This is a genomic window from Streptomyces tanashiensis, assembly GCF_014648895.1.
GTDB classification, from domain to species: Bacteria; Actinomycetota; Actinomycetes; order Streptomycetales; family Streptomycetaceae; genus Streptomyces; species Streptomyces tanashiensis.
The window spans coordinates 972,447-988,758 of record NZ_BMRZ01000003.1 but is presented as its reverse complement, the minus strand read 5'-3'; the positions used below and the strand labels follow the sequence as shown (position 1 = coordinate 988,758).

The window sequence follows — 16,312 nt, the reverse complement described above, 5'->3', positions numbered from 1 at the left end:
GGTGACTCAGGACTCCTGGGTGACGGAGACGAGCACATCGTCCCCTTCGATCTTTACGGGGTATACGGGGACGGGGCGCGTCGCGGGAAGGCCGGAGGGCTTGCCCGTGCGCAGGTCGAAGCTGGAGCCGTGCAGCCAGCACTCGATCGCGCAGTCCTCGACCTCGCCCTCCGAGAGGGAGACGTTCGCGTGCGAGCAGATGTCGTTGATCGCGAACACCTCGCCCTCGGTGTGCACGACCGACACCGGCGTGCCGTCGACCTCGACCCGCTTCGGGGTGTCGGCCTCCAGCTCGCTCAGTGCGCAGACTCGGACGAAGGCCATCAGACGGAGGCCTCCAGCTCGGCCTCGATCTTGGCGAGGAGCCGCTCCTGGACGTCCGGCAGACCGATCTGCTGGACGAGCTCCGCGAAGAAGCCGCGGACGACGAGGCGGCGGGCCTCGGACTCCGGGATGCCGCGGGCCATCAGGTAGAAGAGCTGCTCGTCGTCGAAGCGCCCGGTGGCCGAGGCGTGACCGGCGCCGGCGATCTCGCCGGTCTCGATCTCCAGGTTCGGCACGGAGTCGACCCGGGCACCGTCCGTGAGGACCAGGTTCCGGTTGAGCTCGTACGTGTCGGTGCCCTCGGCCGCGGCCTGGATGAGCACGTCGCCGATCCAGACGGCGTGCGCGTCCTGGCCCTGCAGCGCGCCCTTGTAGGCCACGTTGGACTTGCAGTGCGGGGTGTTGTGGTCGACCAGGAGGCGGTGCTCCTGGTGCTGGCCGGCGTCCGTGAAGTACAGGCCGAAGAGCTCGGCCTCGCCGCCGGGGGCCGCGTACTGCACGCGCGGGTGGATGCGGACGACGTCGCCGCCGAAGGTGACGACGACCGACTTGAAGGAGGCGTCGCGGCCGACCAGCGCGTTGTGCTGGGCGACGTGGACGGCCTTCTCGTCCCAGTCCTGGACGGAGACGACGGTCAGCTTGGCGCCGTCGCCGAGGACGTAGTCCACGTTGGCGGCGAGCACCGCGTCACCGGTGTGGTCGATGACCACGACGGCCTCGGCGAAGGCGCCGAGCTCGATCACCTGGTGGCCGAAGGCGACGCCGCCCTGGCCGTGCACGGAGATGCGGATCGGCTCGGTGAGCACCGCCTCCTTGGCGACGGTGACGACCGCGGCCTTCTCGAAGGAGGAGTACGCCTGGGCGGCGACGCGGTCGACGGGCGTGCCGGCCTTGCCGAGGCGCTCGTCGTCACGGCCGACGGTCTCCACGGTGACGCCCTCGGGGGCCTCGACCTCGACCTTGACGCCCTCGCCCGAGGCGACGGCGGTGCCGTCGTGAAGGCCGCGCAGACGCGCCAGCGGGGTGAACCGCCACTCCTCCTCGCGGCCGTGCGGGACGGGGAAGTCCGCGACGTCGAAGGACGGGGGCGCGCTCATGCGCGTGGCGACGGTGGACTCGGCGGCCACCGCGATCGAGCCGGCGGTGGTGGAGCCCGCCGGGATGTTCTGAGCCTCAGCCATGGCTGTCGTCTTGCTCTCTTCCTGCCTCGTCTTACGGGCCCGCCCCGTGCGGAGGGCCGGTCGGGCCGGGCGCCTTGCGGCGCCGGCCGGGGACCTGCCGTCGTGCGGCGGGCTCGCGGGGCTCAGCGACTGAGCCCGGGTCGTTTGCCTGGTCTGGGGGGCGCTCTAGCCCACCGCGCCTTCCATCTGCAGCTCGATCAGCCGGTTGAGCTCCAGGGCGTACTCCATCGGGAGCTCCTTGGCGATGGGCTCGACGAAGCCGCGGACGATCATCGCCATGGCCTCGAACTCGGTGAGGCCGCGGCTCATCAGGTAGAAGAGCTGGTCCTCGGAGACCTTGGAGACGGTGGCCTCGTGGCCCATGGAGACGTCGTCCTCGCGCACGTCCACGTAGGGGTACGTGTCGGAGCGGGAGATCGTGTCGACGAGCAGCGCGTCGCAGAGCACGTTGGACTTGGCGCCCGGGGCACCCTCGCCGATCTCGATGAGACCGCGGTAGGAGGTGCGGCCGCCGCCTCGCGCCACCGACTTGGAGACGATGTTGGAGGAGGTGTTCGGGGCCATGTGGACCATCTTGGCGCCGGCGTCCTGGTGCTGGCCCTCACCCGCGAAGGCGATGGAGAGGGTCTCGCCCTTGGCGTGCTCGCCCATGAGGTAGACGGCCGGGTACTTCATGGTGACCTTGGAGCCGATGTTGCCGTCGACCCACTCCATGGTGGCGCCCTCGTAGGCGACGGCGCGCTTGGTCACCAGGTTGTAGACGTTGTTCGACCAGTTCTGGATGGTCGTGTAGCGGCAGCGGCCGCCCTTCTTCACGATGATCTCGACGACGGCGCTGTGCAGCGAGTCCGAGGAGTAGATCGGGGCGGTGCAGCCCTCGACGTAGTGGACGTAGGCGTCCTCGTCGACGATGATCAGCGTCCGCTCGAACTGGCCCATGTTCTCCGTGTTGATACGGAAGTAGGCCTGGAGCGGGATCTCGACGTGCACGCCCTTCGGCACGTAGATGAACGAGCCGCCGGACCAGACGGCCGTGTTCAGGGAGGCGAACTTGTTGTCGCCGACCGGGATGACGGTGCCGAAGTACTCCTTGAAGAGCTCCTCGTGCTCCTTCAGCGCGGTGTCGGTGTCGACGAAGATGACGCCCTGCTCCTCCAGGTCCTCGCGGATCTGGTGGTAGACGACCTCGGACTCGTACTGGGCCGCGACACCGGCGACGAGGCGCTGCTTCTCCGCCTCCGGGATGCCGAGCTTGTCGTACGTGTTCTTGATGTCCTCCGGCAGGTCCTCCCAGGACTCGGCCTGCTTCTCGGTGGACCGCACGAAGTACTTGATGTTGTCGAAGTCGATGCCGGAGAGGTCGGAGCCCCAGGTCGGCATGGGCTTCTTGTCGAAGAGACGCAGACCCTTGAGACGCAGCTTCAGCATCCACTCGGGCTCGTTCTTCTTCGAGGAGATGTCGCGGACGACGTCCTCGTTCAGTCCGCGCTTGGCGGTGGCACCGGCCGCGTCGGAGTCGGCCCAGCCGTACTCGTACCGACCCAGGCCCTCGAGCTCGGGGTGGCTGATCTCGGTGGTCATGCGGGGTTCCTCCCGGCCGTGCTTACGGATGCTGATTCGGTGGTCTGTGGGGCGCTGTGCGGGATGAACGTGGTGCAGACGCCGTCACCATGCGCGATGGTGGCCAGACGCTGGACGTGCGTTCCCAAGAGGCGGGAGAAGAATTCCGTCTCCGCCTCGCACAGCTGGGGGTACTGCTCGGCGACGTGGGCCACCGGGCAGTGGTGCTGGCAGAGCTGCTCGCCGACCGGCGCGTTCCGCGCAGTGGCAGCGTACCCGTCCGCCGTGAGGGCCTTGGCCAGCGCCTCGGTCCGCTGCGCGGGCTCGGCCGCCTCGACGGCCTCGCGGTACGCCCCGGCCTGCGCCTCGATCCGGTCGCGGGCGAAGGCGGCGACGGCCGCCTCGCCTCCGGCGTTGCGCTCGATCCAGCGGAGCGCCTCGACGGCGAGGGAGTCGTAGGACTGGTCGAAGGCGTCCCGGCCGCAGTCGGTGAGCGCGAAGACCTTCGCGGGGCGGCCACGGGCCCGGGTCCCGTAGACGCGTTTCTCGCGGGCCTCGACGACGTTCTCGGCGACCAGCGAGTCGAGGTGGCGGCGGACGGCCGCCTGGGTGAGGCGGAGCCGTTCGGCCAGGTCGGCGACGGTCGAGGGACCGTGATCCAGGATCGACCGCGCGACCCGGTTGCGCGTGGAACGCTCCCGGGTCGCGAGTTCCTCCACCGGAGCCGCGCCAACGTTTTTCACAACGCCATTGTTGCGTAATTAATCGAGGAGTGACAAGCGGCGTCCGAACCGACGACGGTGCCGTGCATCACTCAGGTAAGGCTTACCTGACCTGCGGAAACGATCATTCGTGGGATGAATCCGCGGCCCCGGGCACCGCGACCCCGCACCCGCTCTCTAGACTTCCCGGCATGTCAAACGAGTCCGTCGGCAGCGTCGTCCAGGTACGTGGCCTGCTCAAGCGGTACGGGAACAAGACCGCCGTCGACGGCCTCGACCTCGACGTCCGCGCGGGCACCGTCACCGCGGTCCTCGGCCCCAACGGGGCCGGCAAGACCACGACCATCGAGACCTGCGAGGGATACCGCAGGCCCGACGGCGGCACCGTCCGCGTCCTCGGCCTCGACCCGGTCGCCGACGCCGCCGCCCTGCGGCCCCGGATCGGCGTGATGCTCCAGTCGGGCGGCGTCTACTCCGGCGCCCGCGCCGACGAGATGCTCCGCCACATGGCGAAACTGCACGCCCACCCGCTGGACGTGGACGCCCTGATCGAGCGGCTCGGCCTCGGCTCCTGCGGCCGCACCACCTACCGGCGCCTCTCCGGCGGCCAGCAGCAGCGCCTCGCGCTCGCCATGGCCGTCGTCGGCCGCCCCGAGCTCGTCTTCCTCGACGAGCCCACCGCCGGACTGGACCCGCAGGCCCGCCGCGCCACCTGGGACCTGGTCCGCGAGCTGCGCGCCGACGGCGTGACCGTCGTCCTCACCACCCACTTCATGCAGGAGGCCGAGGAGCTGGCCGACGACGTCGCCATCATCGACGCCGGGCGCGTCGCCGCCCAGGGCAGCCCCGAGCAGCTCTGCCGCGGCGGCGCCGAGAACACCCTGCGCTTCACCGGCCGCCCCGGCCTCGACCTGGGCTCCCTGCTCAAGGCGCTGCCGGACGGCTCGGCCGCCGCGGAACCGCTCCCCGGCACGTACCGGATCACCGGCACCGTCGACCCGCAGCTGCTGGCCACCGTCACCACCTGGTGCGCCCAGCACGGCGTCATGCCCGACGGCATCTCCGTCGAACGCCACACCCTCGAAGACGTCTTTCTGGAACTGACCGGCAGGGAGCTGCGCGGATGAGCACGGGTACGTACGCGCCGAGGCCGGGGGCCGCCCCCGTCGGGCGGATGATCGCCGCACAGACCGCCCTGGAGACCAGGATGCTGCTGCGCAACGGCGAGCAGCTGCTCCTGACCGTGATCATCCCCTCGCTGCTCCTGGTCCTGTTCTCCACCGTCGACATCGTCGACACCGGGGACGACAAGGCCGTCGACTTCCTCACCCCCGGCGTCCTCGCGCTCGCCGTGATGTCCACCGCCTTCACCGGCCAGGCCATCGCGACCGGTTTCGAGCGGCGGTACGGGGTGCTCAAGCGCCTCGGGGCCTCGCCGCTCCCCCGGTGGGCGCTCATGACCGCCAAGACGCTCGCCGTCCTCGTCACCGAGGTCCTCCAGGTCGCGCTCCTGACGGCGATCGCCCTGGCGCTCGGCTGGTCCCCGCAGGGCAACCCCCTGTCGGTCCTGCTGCTCCTGGTCCTCGGCACGGCCGCCTTCTCGGGGCTCGGCCTGCTGATGGCCGGCACGCTGAAGGCCGAGGCCACCCTGGCCGCCGCCAACCTGGTCTTCCTGCTCCTCCTGGTGGGCGGCGGGGTCATCGTCCCGCTGGAGAAGTTCGGCGCCGCGGGTGACGTGCTCGCGCTGCTCCCGATCTCCGCGCTCTCCGACGGCCTGCGCGACGTCCTCCGGGACGGGGCCTCGATGCCGTGGGGCGACGCCCTGATCCTGGCCGTCTGGGCGGTCCTGGGCCTCGGGGCGGCGGCCCGGTTCTTCCGCTGGGAGTAACCGTAAGGTTCCGTTCCGCCATATACGCCCCCCTCGTGAAAGCGCGCACAAGCGCCGTCCTACGATAGGGCCCGTGCAGACCCCCCTCGCCTCCATCGCCCAGCGCTGGACCCCGTCCCCCCGGACGCTCCGGCGCGCCGCGCTCTCCGCCGTCGTGATGAGCGTCCTCATCATCGTCACGGGCGGCGCGGTCCGGCTGACCGGTTCCGGTCTCGGCTGCGACACCTGGCCGAAGTGCACGGACGACAGCCTCATCGTGACCCCCGAGCAGGGCTACCGCGGCGCGATCGAGTTCGGCAACCGGATGCTGACGTACGTCCTGTCGGCGGCCGTCGGCTGGGCGATCATCGCCGCCCGGTCCACCAAGCCGTGGCGCCGCGGGCTCACCCGGCTCGGCTGGGCCCAGTTCTGGATCGTGATGAGCAACGCCGTCATCGGCGGCATCACGGTGTGGATGGGCCTCAACCCGTGGACGGTGGCCGGCCACTTCATCGCCGCGAACTCCCTGCTCACGGTCGCCGTCATCACCTGGCACCGCACCGGCGAGGGCGACACCGCCCCCCGGCCCCGCGTGCCCCGCCCGGTCCGGAAGCTGTCCTGGGCGATCACGATCGCCTCCGCCCTGCTGATCGTGCTCGGCACGACGGTGACCGGCGCCGGCAAGCACGCCGGTGACAGCAGCGACGTCCCGCGCATGCCGTGGGACTGGACGGACGCCGCCCACATCCACGCGATCGCCGCCTGGGTCGTCTGCGCCCTCGCGCTCGCCATGTGGCTGGTCCTGCGCGTGGTGGACGCCCCGGACGACACCAGGGCCCGCGCCCGCGACCTGCTGATCGTGCTCCTCGCGCAGGGGGCGATCGGCTACGTCCAGTACTTCACCGGGGTCCCCGAGCTCCTGGTCGCCGCCCACATGCTCGGCTCCTCGCTGATGTGGATCGCGGTCCTGCGCCTGGCCCTGAGCCTGCGCGAGCGCCCGCTCCCCACGGCCGGGATCCCGGCCCAGGCGGACCCGGAACTCGCGGCCACGGCCTGACGGCGTTTGGATCCCGGATCCAGAATCCATCATCCGGATCCTGTATCCCGGATCCCGGATCCCGGATCCCGGATCCCGGATCCCGACGGGTCTATCGGCTCCCCGTGAGCCGGTAGACCCGCTTCGCGTTCTCCGCCGCGATCATCCCGGCCACCCGCTGCGCGTCCGTACGGGACCAGGCGCCGTCCATGACCCACTCGCCGAGGACCCGGGTGAGCGCCGAGCGGAACGCGCTGGCCGCGACCACGTGGAGCTCGGGCAGTCCACGGGCGCCGCTGGAGAACAGCAGCTTGCCGAACGGCGCGCGCTCCAGGACCTCTGCGAGGACGGCCGCCGCCCGGGCGCCGGTGTGGGCGAGGGCGGGGCCGAGGTCGGCGTACACGTGCGGGTGGAGTCCGGTCAGGTGGGCCGCCGTCCGGTGGTGCGGATAGGCGTGCAGCAGGACGAGGTCGGCGCCGAGGCCCGCGGTGGCGGCGGCGAAGCCGGCCAGGGCGGCCGGATCCCGGTCCCCCGTGTGCAGCTGGAGGGGCCGCCCGGCGGTGACGGCGATCCAGAGCAGATGGCGCAGCAGGACGGGGTCGGTGAGCCTCCCGCCCACGGGACGGGCGGCGAGCCAGCGCCCCGCGGCCCCGCGTACCTCTCCCGGACCGGGCGGTTCGGGGGCGCTCGCGAGCCCCTGGCGCGCTCCCGCCCCGGAGGCGAGGGCCACGGCGTCGGCGGCTGCCCCGTGGACGGCCTCGGCGAGGTTGGCTAGGAAGGCCTCGACCGTGCCCGAGGTGTCGGCGACCTGCTCGGCGAGGCGTTCGAGACGGACGATCTCGTGGGCCTCGGCGGCGCCCGCGGCACCGAGCTCGGCGGGGCCCGTGAGGTCGCCGGGGAGCCCGGTGTCGACCAGGTATGTGGAGATCCCGGAGGCGCGCAGCAGGCGGCGGCCCGCCTCTGCGGCGCCGAGCTCCCGGCGGCGGGCGAGGTAGCGCGCGGGCGGGCAGTGCGGTTCCAGGCCGAGGAGCGGCGGGCACCAGCGGCGCACGGCGAAGCCGGTCTGGGTGTCGAAGAAGGTGGTGCCCGCGGCGGGCAGGGCCGCGGACCCGCCCAGGTGGGCGCCGAGGCGGGCCTCGAAGGTGCCGAGGCCGAGCTCCGTACGGAGCACCCCGTGGCAGTACTGGTCCACCAGGTTCGGCGTGTCGATCATCTCGGGGGGCTCCCTGTGTGGACGTGTCTCCACACGTCCTAACGGGTGAGCCCCGCGCGAGGTTGTTGCCTCAGCTGTTGGAGGGGCCGCCGATCTGGATACCGGCCATCCGGGTCCACTCGTACGGGCCGGTGGCGACCTTGGCGGCGAACTCGCCGTCGAACTCCTCGTGGAGGGTCAGGCCGGCCTTCTCGGCGGCCTTCTGCGCGACCGCGTAGGTCGGCGCGACGAGGTCGCCCCAGCCGCCGTCCGTGCCGACCAGGACGATCCGGGTGCCCGCCTGGCCGATGTGCGCGAGGTGCCCCTCGGAGCCGCCGTGCGCCTTGGAGAAGGCCTGGATCTCCTTGGCGAGCTTGGCCGCCTTGCGCTCTTCCTGCTTCGTTTCTGCCATGACACGGATGCTACCGAGGGGTAGATCCAGTGGCGACGGCCGGGCCGTGTGGGCTGTCCCACGTGGCCCGGCCGTCGGCCGTACACGATCAGATGAGCGGGTGTCTCAGCGCAGGAAGGGGTCCACCGCGACCGCCACGAAGAGCAGCGAGACGTAGGTGATGGACCAGTGGAAGAGGCGCATCTCCTTGAGCTTGGCGCCCGTCACCTCGGCCTTGGCGCGGTTCAGGAGCGCGTGCGCCTCCCAGAGCCACCAGCCGCCGGTGACCAGTGCCACCGCCGTGTAGAACCAGCCCGTGTAGCCGAGCGGGGTGAGCAGCAGGGAGACGGCGACCATGACCCAGCTGTAGATCACGATCTGCTTGGCGACGACCTTGTTGGAGGCGAGGACCGGCAGCATCGGCACGCCCGCGCGTGCGTAGTCCTCCTTCACCTTCATCGACAGCGGCCAGTAGTGCGGCGGCGTCCAGAAGAAGATGACGAGGAAGAGGATGACCGCGGCCCACGACATCGAGTTGGTCACGGCCGACCAGCCGATGAGCACCGGCAGGCAGCCGGCGATGCCGCCCCAGACGATGTTCTGCGCGGTGCGCCGCTTCAGGATCATCGTGTAGATCACGACGTAGAAGAGGAGCGCGCCGAGCGAGAGGGCGGCGGACAGCCAGTTGACCAGCAGACCGAACCACAGCGTGGAGACCACGGCGAGGGTGAGGCCGAAGACCAGGCCCTCGCGCGGGGTGAGCACGCCCGTGACGAGCGGACGCTGCGAGGTGCGGTCCATCAGGGCGTCGATGTCGCGGTCGATGTACATGTTCAGCGCGTTCGCGCCGCCCGCCGACAGATAGCCGCCGAAGCAGGTGGCCAGCACCAGCCACAGATCCGGCACGCCCTGTTCGGCGAGGAACATCACCGGAACGGTCGTGATGAGCAGCAGTTCGATGATCCGCGGCTTGGTCAGCGCCACGAATGCCTTGACGCGGGCCCCGAACGGCCGATGGCCCCCCGGGCTGGGAGTCAAGACGACCCCTGCGGGTCGGGACTCGACGGCCGTCACGCACACCCCTGACAGAGAAATTCCCAGCAAGCTCCCCGAGTGAAGACGGGGTAAAGCTTGCGCGTACCACGCCACTGTAGACGTTGCCCAGACGCCGATCTTCGCGGGGGTGGGGTCGTGTTGGTGCGGTACGTCCCAAGGGGTGGACACGGTTCGGAGGCGGCTCCGGGCGTGGCTCGGGAGGCGAACTCCCACGACCACCGGCACTCTTGCTGTGTCCTTTCATTTCTCCGCTCATTTGAGGGGCATGGACACGAAAAGAGGGGCGTTCCGCGGGGGTAGGCTCGACAACGCCGGTACACCCTCAGTCACCGGCTTAAGACATGTGGAGAGGAGCCCTGACCCAGGGTGAGCACTAAGCCGACCACCACAGACCTCGAGTGGACCGAGTTGGACCAGCGGGCTGTCGACACCGCCCGCATCCTGGCCGCGGACGCCGTACAGAAGGTCGGCAACGGCCATCCCGGTACGGCGATGAGCCTGGCGCCCGCCGCGTACACCCTCTTCCAGAAGGTGATGCGGCACGACCCGGCCGACCCCGAGTGGGTCGGGCGCGACCGGTTCGTCCTCTCCGCGGGACACTCGTCCCTGACCCTCTACACCCAGCTGTACCTGGGTGGCTTCGGGCTTGAGCTGGACGATCTGAAGGCCTTCCGCACCTGGGGTTCGAAGACCCCCGGTCACCCGGAGTACGGCCACACCGCCGCCGTCGAGACGACCACGGGCCCGCTGGGCCAGGGTGTCGCCAACGCCGTGGGCATGGCGATGGCCGCCCGCTTCGAGCGCGGTCTGTTCGACCCGGAGGCTGCCACCGGCGCCTCGCCGTTCGACCACCGGATCTACGCGATCGCCGGTGACGGCTGCCTGCAGGAGGGCATCTCCGCGGAGGCGTCCTCCCTCGCCGGCCACCAGAAGCTCGGCAACCTGATCCTGCTGTGGGACGACAACCACATCTCGATCGAGGGCGACACCGAGACGGCCGTGTCCGAGGACACGATGAAGCGGTACGAGGCGTACGGCTGGCACGTCCAGCGCGTCGAGCCGCAGTCGAACGGCGACCTGGACCCGGCCGCGCTGTACGCGGCGATCAAGGCCGCCGAGGCCGAGACCGAGCGTCCGTCGTTCATCGCGATGCGCTCGATCATCGCCTGGCCCGCCCCGAACGCGCAGAACACCGAGGCCGCGCACGGCTCGGCGCTCGGCGACGAGGAGATCGCGGCCACCAAGCGCGTCCTGGGCTTCGACCCGGAGCAGACCTTCGAGGTCGGCGACGACGTCATCGCGCACACCCGCGCGCTCGGCGACCGCGGCCGCGAGGCCCGCGCTGCGTGGGAGAAGCAGCTCGCGGAGTGGCGTACGGCCAACCCGGAGCGCGCCGCCGAGTTCGACCGCATCCAGGCGAACGAGCTGCCGGCCGGCTGGGCCGACAAGCTCCCGGTGTTCGAGCCGGGCAAGGGTGTCGCCACCCGTGCCGCCTCGGGCCAGGTCCTCAAGGCGCTCGGCGCCGTCATCCCGGAGCTGTGGGGCGGCTCGGCCGACCTCGCCGGCTCGAACAACACGACGATCGACAAGGACTCGTCGTTCCTGCCCGAGGGCAACCCGCTGCCGGAGGCCGACAAGTACGGCCGGACGATCCACTTCGGCATCCGCGAGCACTCCATGGCCGCGGAGATGAACGGCATCGCCCTGCACGGCAACACGCGCATCTACGGCGGCACCTTCCTGGTGTTCTCCGACTACATGCGCAACGCGGTGCGTCTCTCCGCGCTGATGCACCTGCCCGTGACCTACGTCTGGACCCACGACTCGATCGGTCTGGGCGAGGACGGCCCGACGCACCAGCCGGTCGAGCACCTGGCCTCGCTGCGCGCGATCCCGGGTCTGAACGTGGTCCGTCCGGCCGACGCCAACGAGACGGCGATCGCCTGGCGCGAGATCATGCAGCGTCACACGAAGGTCTTCGGCAAGGGCGCCCCGCACGGCCTCGCGCTCACCCGCCAGGGTGTGCCGACGTACGCGCCGAACGAGGACACGGTCAAGGGCGGCTACGTGCTGTTCGACGCCGAGGGCGGCGAAGCCCAGGTCGTGCTGATCGGCACGGGCTCCGAGGTGCACCTGGCCGTCGAGGCCCGCGAGCAGCTCCAGGCCGCCGGCGTCCCGACCCGTGTGGTCTCGATGCCGTCCGTGGAGTGGTTCGAGGAGCAGGACCAGGCGTACAAGGACTCGGTCCTGCCGCCGTCGGTCAAGGCCCGGGTCGCGGTCGAGGCCGGTATCGGTCTCACCTGGCACAAGTACGTCGGTGACGCCGGCCGGATCGTCTCCCTGGAGCACTTCGGTGCCTCGGCGGACGCGAAGGTCCTCTTCCGCGAGTTCGGTTTCACGCCGGAGGCGATCGTCGCCGCCGCGCGGGAATCCGTGGCCGCCGCCGCGCGCTGACGTCCGTACGTACGACTTAATGGAGATGCAATTCTCATGACAGACGCTCTCAAGCGCCTCTCCGACGAAGGCGTCGCGATCTGGCTGGACGACCTCTCGCGCAAGCGGATCACGTCCGGCAACCTGGCCGAGCTCATCGACCAGAGCCACGTGGTCGGTGTGACCACGAACCCGTCGATCTTCCAGAAGGCCATCTCCTCGGGTGACGGTTACGAGCAGCAGCTCGTCGACCTCGCCGCCCGCAAGGTGACCGTCGACGAGGCCATCCGCATGATCACGACGGCGGACGTCCGTGACGCCGCCGACATCCTGCGGCCGGTCTTCGAGGCGACCGAGGGCCAAGACGGCCGGGTCTCCATCGAGGTCGACCCGCGTCTCGCCCACGAGACGGCGGCGACCATCGCCGAGGCCAAGCAGCTGGCCTGGCTGGTGGACCGCCCCAACACCCTGATCAAGATCCCGGCCACCAAGGCGGGCCTGCCGGCGATCACCGAGGTCATCGGCCTCGGCATCAGCGTCAACGTCACGCTGATCTTCTCGCTGGAGCGCTACCGCGCGGTCATGGACGCCTACCTGGCGGGTCTGGAGAAGGCCCGCGAGCGCGGCCTCGACCTCTCCAAGATCCACTCGGTGGCCTCCTTCTTCGTCTCCCGCGTGGACTCGGAGATCGACAAGCGCCTGGACGGCATCGGCACCGACGAGGCCAAGGCGCTCAAGGGCAAGGCCGCCCTGGCCAACGCCCGCCTGGCCTACGAGGCCTACGAGGAGGTCTTCTCCTCGGAGCGCTGGGCCGCCCTCGACAAGGCGCAGGCCAACAAGCAGCGTCCGCTGTGGGCCTCGACCGGCGTCAAGGACCCGGCCTACAAGGACACGCTGTACGTCGTGGACCTGGTCGCGCCCGGCACGGTGAACACCATGCCGGAGGCCACCCTGGAGGCCACCGCCGACCACGGCGAGGTCACCGGTGACACGATCCGCGGCACGTACGAGCAGTCGCGGGCCGAGCTGGCCGCCGTCGAGAAGCTGGGCATCAGCTACGACGACGTCGTCCAGCTGCTGGAGGACGAGGGCGTCGAGAAGTTCGAGGCGTCCTGGAACGACCTGCTCAAGTCCACCGAGGCGGAGCTCGCCCGCCGCGGATCTTCGGAGGCGTAAGCACTTTGAGCGCAGTCCACGGAGCCAACCCGCTCCGTGACGCCGCAGACCGACGGCTCCCGCGCATCGCGGGGCCGTCGGGTCTGGTGATCTTCGGCGTCACGGGCGATTTGTCCCGTAAGAAGCTGATGCCCGCCGTCTACGACCTGGCCAACCGCGGCCTGCTGCCGCCGGGCTTCTCGCTCGTGGGCTTCGCCCGCCGCGAGTGGGCGGACGAGGACTTCGCGCAGGAGGTCTACGAGGCCGTCAAGCAGCACGCGCGCACCCCCTTCCGCGAGGAGGTGTGGCAGCAGCTGATCCAGGGCATGCGGTTCGTCCAGGGCGACTTCGACGACGACACGGCCTTCGAACAGCTCAAGTCGACGATCGAGGAGCTCGACAAGGCGCAGGGCACGGGCGGCAACTTCGCCTTCTACCTCTCCGTGCCGCCGAAGTTCTTCCCGCTGGTCGTCCAGCAGCTCAAGAAGCACGGCCTCGCCGACCAGAAGGACGGCTCCTGGCGCCGCGCGGTCATCGAGAAGCCCTTCGGCCACGACCTGGTCTCCGCCAAGGAGCTCAACGAGGTCGTCCACGAGGTCTTCCCGCCCGACGCGGTCTTCCGGATCGACCACTACCTCGGCAAGGAGACCGTCCAGAACATCCTGGCGCTCCGCTTCGCCAACACCCTCTTCGAGCCGATCTGGAACCGGTCGTACGTCGACCACGTGCAGATCACCATGGCCGAGGACATCGGCATCGGCGGCCGCGCCGGCTACTACGACGGCATCGGCGCCGCCCGTGACGTCATCCAGAACCACCTGCTCCAGCTGCTCGCGCTGACCGCGATGGAGGAGCCCGCCTCCTTCGACGCCGACGCGCTGGCCGCCGAGAAGACCAAGGTCCTCGGCGCCGTGAAGCTGCCCAAGGACCTGGGCGAGTCCACGGTCCGCGGCCAGTACGCGGCCGGGTGGCAGGGCGGCGCCAAGGCCGTCGGCTACCTCCAGGAAGACGGCATCGACCCCCAGTCGAAGACCGACACCTACGCGGCCGTCAAGCTGGAGATCGACAACCGCCGCTGGGCGGGCGTCCCGTTCTACCTGCGGACCGGCAAGCGCCTGGGCCGCCGCGTCACCGAGATCGCGGTCGTCTTCCAGCGCGCCCCGCACTCCCCCTTCGACCACACCGCGACCGAGGAGCTCGGCCGCAACGCCATCGTGATCCGGGTCCAGCCGGACGAGGGCGTGACGGTGCGGTTCGGCTCCAAGGTGCCCGGCACCCAGATGGAGATCCGGGACGTGTCGATGGACTTCGCGTACGGCGAGTCCTTCACGGAGTCCAGCCCCGAGGCGTACGAGCGGCTCATCCTCGACGTCCTGCTCGGCGACTCCAACCTCTTCCCGCGCGTCGAGGAGGTCGAGCTGTCCTGGAAGATCCTCGACCCGATCGAGCAGTTCTGGGACACGCACGGCAAGCCCGCGCAGTACCAGTCCGGGACCTGGGGTCCGGTCGAGGCGGACGAGATGCTCGCACGAGACGGCAGGAGCTGGCGCCGGCCATGAAGACCGACCTGACGGACACCACGTCCTCGAAGATCAACAAGGCGCTGGTGCTCGGGCGGCGGGCGATCGGCACGCCGGCCGTCGGTATGGTGCTCACCCTCGTGATCGTCACCGACGAGGAGAACGCCTACGACGCGCTCAAGGCGGCCAACGAGGCGTCCCGCGAGCACCCCTCGCGGACCCTCGTCGTCATCAAGAGGGTCTCGCGCTCCCCGCGGGACCGCGCCAAGGCGCGGCTCGACGCCGAGGTCCGCCTCGGCGCCGACGCCAGCACCGGCGAGACGGTGGTCCTCCGGCTGTACGGCGAGGTCGTCGACCACGCCCAGTCGGTGGTGCTGCCGCTGCTCCTCCCGGACGCCCCCGTCGTCGTCTGGTGGCCGGTGAACGCGCCGTCCGACCCGGCGAACGACCCGCTGGGCGCGCTCGCCCAGCGCCGGGTGACCGACACGTACTCCGCCGAGCAGCCCATCCAGGAGCTGACCGCGCGCGCGGACGCGTACACCCCGGGCGACACGGACCTCTCGTGGACCCGGATCACCCCGTGGCGTTCGATGCTGGCCGCCGCGCTCGACCAGGTCGTCTGCGAGGTCACCTCGGCCGAGGTGGAGGGCGAGGAGTTCAACCCGAGCGTCGAACTGCTCGCGATGTGGCTCGCGGACCGGCTGAAGGTGCCGGTGCGCCGCTCGAAGTCGGCGGGCCCCGGTCTCACCTCCGTACGGATGGAGACCAGCTCCGGCCCGATCGTGCTCGACCGGCCGGACGGCTCGCTCGCGACGCTCTCCATCCAGGGCCAGCCCGACCGTGGGGTGGCGCTCAAGCGCCGCGACACCGCCGAGCTGATCGCGGAGGAGCTGCGCCGGCTCGACCCGGACGACACCTACGCGACGGCGCTCAGGTTCGGACTGGAGCGGCTGGACGAGGAGGCGGCGACCACCGCCCCCGAGACCGTCGTGGAGACGGTCGTGGAGGCCGAGGTGGAGGCCGTCGTGGAGACGGTCCCCGCCGCCAAGCCCGCCGCGAAGAAGGCCCCGGCCAAGAAGGCGGCCAAGTGAGCACCCCTCAGCTGGTCGTCCACCGCGACAAGGAGCTGATGGCCGAGGCCGCAGCGGCCCGGCTCATCACCCGGATCGTGGACGCCCAGGCGGCGCGTGGCTCCGCCTCGGTCGTGCTGACCGGCGGCCGCAACGGCAACGGCCTGCTCGCGGCGCTCGGTTCGGCGCCCGCGCGGGACGCGGTCGACTGGTCGCGGCTCGACCTGTGGTGGGGCGACGAGCGGTTCCTGCCCGAGGGCGACCCCGAGCGGAACGTCACCCAGGCCCGTGCGGCGCTGCTCGACCGGGTGCCGCTCGACCCGGCGCGGGTGCACGCCATGCCGGCCTCGGACGGGCCGTACGTCGACGTCGACGCCGCCGCCGCGGCGTACGCGGAGGAGCTGGCCGCGGCCGCGGGTCCCGGCGACCACGGCGGGGTGCCGACCTTCGACGTGCTGATGCTGGGCGTCGGCCCGGACACGCATGTGGCCTCGCTCTTCCCGGAGCTGCCGGCGGTCCGCGAGACCGAGCGGACGGTGGTCGGGGTGCACGGCGCGCCGAAGCCGCCGCCGGTCCGCGTCTCGCTGACGCTCCCGGCGATCCGGGCGGCCAAGGAGGTCTGGCTGCTCGCGGCCGGGGAGGACAAGGCGAAGGCCGCGGCGATCGCGCTGTCGGGCGCGGGCGAGGTGCAGGCCCCGGCGGCCGGTGCCTACGGCCGCTCGCGCACGCTGTGGCTGCTGGACGCGGCGGCCGCTTCGGAGCTGCCGCGGAGCCTGTATCCGCCGGCCTCGGCCTGATCCACCGG

General features: G+C 70.9%; 15 protein-coding genes. 8 read left to right on the top strand and 7 right to left on the bottom strand.

What is annotated here, in order from left to right:
* Window positions 1-6 precede the first annotated feature (6 nt).
* From IE237_RS15080 to IE237_RS15065, 4 genes are all read right to left on the bottom strand, one after another.
* Window positions 7-324, bottom strand: a complete 318-nt coding sequence (locus IE237_RS15080) for a bifunctional 3-phenylpropionate/cinnamic acid dioxygenase ferredoxin subunit (RefSeq protein WP_030322524.1) — start codon at window positions 322-324, stop codon at window positions 7-9.
* Complete coding sequence (gene sufD, locus IE237_RS15075; RefSeq protein ID WP_189802416.1) at window positions 324-1,505, bottom strand: Fe-S cluster assembly protein SufD; 1,182 nt, start codon at window positions 1,503-1,505, stop codon at window positions 324-326. Before sufD ends, IE237_RS15080 begins: the two co-directional genes overlap by 1 nt.
* A 165-nt stretch (window positions 1,506-1,670) precedes the next feature.
* The gene (gene sufB, locus IE237_RS15070; RefSeq protein WP_116161623.1) at window positions 1,671-3,086 is read right to left on the bottom strand and encodes a Fe-S cluster assembly protein SufB; all 1,416 of its coding nucleotides are present in this window, start codon (window positions 3,084-3,086) and stop codon (window positions 1,671-1,673) included.
* Window positions 3,083-3,808 (bottom strand): helix-turn-helix transcriptional regulator, encoded by a 726-nt coding sequence (locus tag IE237_RS15065; protein ID WP_189802415.1) that lies wholly within the window; start codon window positions 3,806-3,808, stop codon window positions 3,083-3,085. The genes sufB and IE237_RS15065 overlap by 4 nt, the downstream gene beginning before the upstream one ends.
* 170 nt (window positions 3,809-3,978) lie before the next feature.
* On the opposite strand from IE237_RS15065, the gene IE237_RS15060 reads away from it, so the two are divergent.
* The 3 genes from IE237_RS15060 to IE237_RS15050 all read left to right on the top strand — a co-directional run bounded on the left by IE237_RS15060 (window position 3,979) and on the right by IE237_RS15050 (window position 6,711).
* Complete coding sequence (locus IE237_RS15060) at window positions 3,979-4,914, top strand: ABC transporter ATP-binding protein (protein ID WP_189802414.1); 936 nt, start codon at window positions 3,979-3,981, stop codon at window positions 4,912-4,914.
* On the top strand, window positions 4,911-5,675 hold the full coding sequence (locus tag IE237_RS15055) for an ABC transporter permease (RefSeq protein ID WP_189802413.1): 765 nt from the start codon (window positions 4,911-4,913) through the stop codon (window positions 5,673-5,675). Before IE237_RS15060 ends, IE237_RS15055 begins: the two co-directional genes overlap by 4 nt.
* Before the next feature lie 64 nt (window positions 5,676-5,739).
* On the top strand, window positions 5,740-6,711 hold the full coding sequence (locus tag IE237_RS15050; RefSeq protein WP_189802590.1) for a COX15/CtaA family protein: 972 nt from the start codon (window positions 5,740-5,742) through the stop codon (window positions 6,709-6,711).
* Window positions 6,712-6,802: 91 nt separating this feature from the next.
* Here IE237_RS15050 and IE237_RS15045 read toward each other — a convergent pair whose 3' ends face one another.
* The 3 genes from IE237_RS15045 to IE237_RS15035 all read right to left on the bottom strand — a co-directional run bounded on the left by IE237_RS15045 (window position 6,803) and on the right by IE237_RS15035 (window position 9,347).
* Complete coding sequence (locus tag IE237_RS15045; protein ID WP_189802412.1) at window positions 6,803-7,903, bottom strand: amidohydrolase; 1,101 nt, start codon at window positions 7,901-7,903, stop codon at window positions 6,803-6,805.
* Window positions 7,904-7,973: 70 nt separating this feature from the next.
* Complete coding sequence (locus IE237_RS15040; protein ID WP_189802411.1) at window positions 7,974-8,294, bottom strand: hypothetical protein; 321 nt, start codon at window positions 8,292-8,294, stop codon at window positions 7,974-7,976.
* A 105-nt stretch (window positions 8,295-8,399) separates the two neighbouring features.
* Window positions 8,400-9,347 carry a heme o synthase gene (locus IE237_RS15035; RefSeq protein WP_189802410.1) on the bottom strand — a complete coding sequence of 316 codons (948 nt, stop codon included), beginning with the start codon at window positions 9,345-9,347 and terminating at the stop codon, window positions 8,400-8,402.
* Between the two features lie 348 nt (window positions 9,348-9,695).
* Here IE237_RS15035 and tkt point away from each other — a divergent pair, with 348 nt between their 5' ends.
* From tkt to pgl, 5 genes are read left to right on the top strand one after another with little or no spacing between them, the layout of a single operon-like run.
* Window positions 9,696-11,783 (top strand): transketolase, encoded by a 2,088-nt coding sequence (tkt, locus tag IE237_RS15030; RefSeq protein WP_189802409.1) that lies wholly within the window; start codon window positions 9,696-9,698, stop codon window positions 11,781-11,783.
* 36 nt (window positions 11,784-11,819) lie between these two features.
* Entirely contained in the window at window positions 11,820-12,938 is a 1,119-nt protein-coding gene (gene tal / locus IE237_RS15025) for a transaldolase (RefSeq protein ID WP_189802408.1), read from the top strand.
* Between the two features lie 5 nt (window positions 12,939-12,943).
* Window positions 12,944-14,476 carry a glucose-6-phosphate dehydrogenase gene (zwf, locus tag IE237_RS15020; protein WP_189802407.1) on the top strand — a complete coding sequence of 511 codons (1,533 nt, stop codon included), beginning with the start codon at window positions 12,944-12,946 and terminating at the stop codon, window positions 14,474-14,476.
* On the top strand, window positions 14,473-15,528 hold the full coding sequence (gene opcA, locus IE237_RS15015) for a glucose-6-phosphate dehydrogenase assembly protein OpcA (protein WP_189802406.1): 1,056 nt from the start codon (window positions 14,473-14,475) through the stop codon (window positions 15,526-15,528). Before zwf ends, opcA begins: the two co-directional genes overlap by 4 nt.
* Window positions 15,525-16,304 (top strand): 6-phosphogluconolactonase, encoded by a 780-nt coding sequence (gene pgl / locus IE237_RS15010; protein WP_189802405.1) that lies wholly within the window; start codon window positions 15,525-15,527, stop codon window positions 16,302-16,304. The genes opcA and pgl overlap by 4 nt, the downstream gene beginning before the upstream one ends.
* Window positions 16,305-16,312 lie beyond the last annotated feature (8 nt).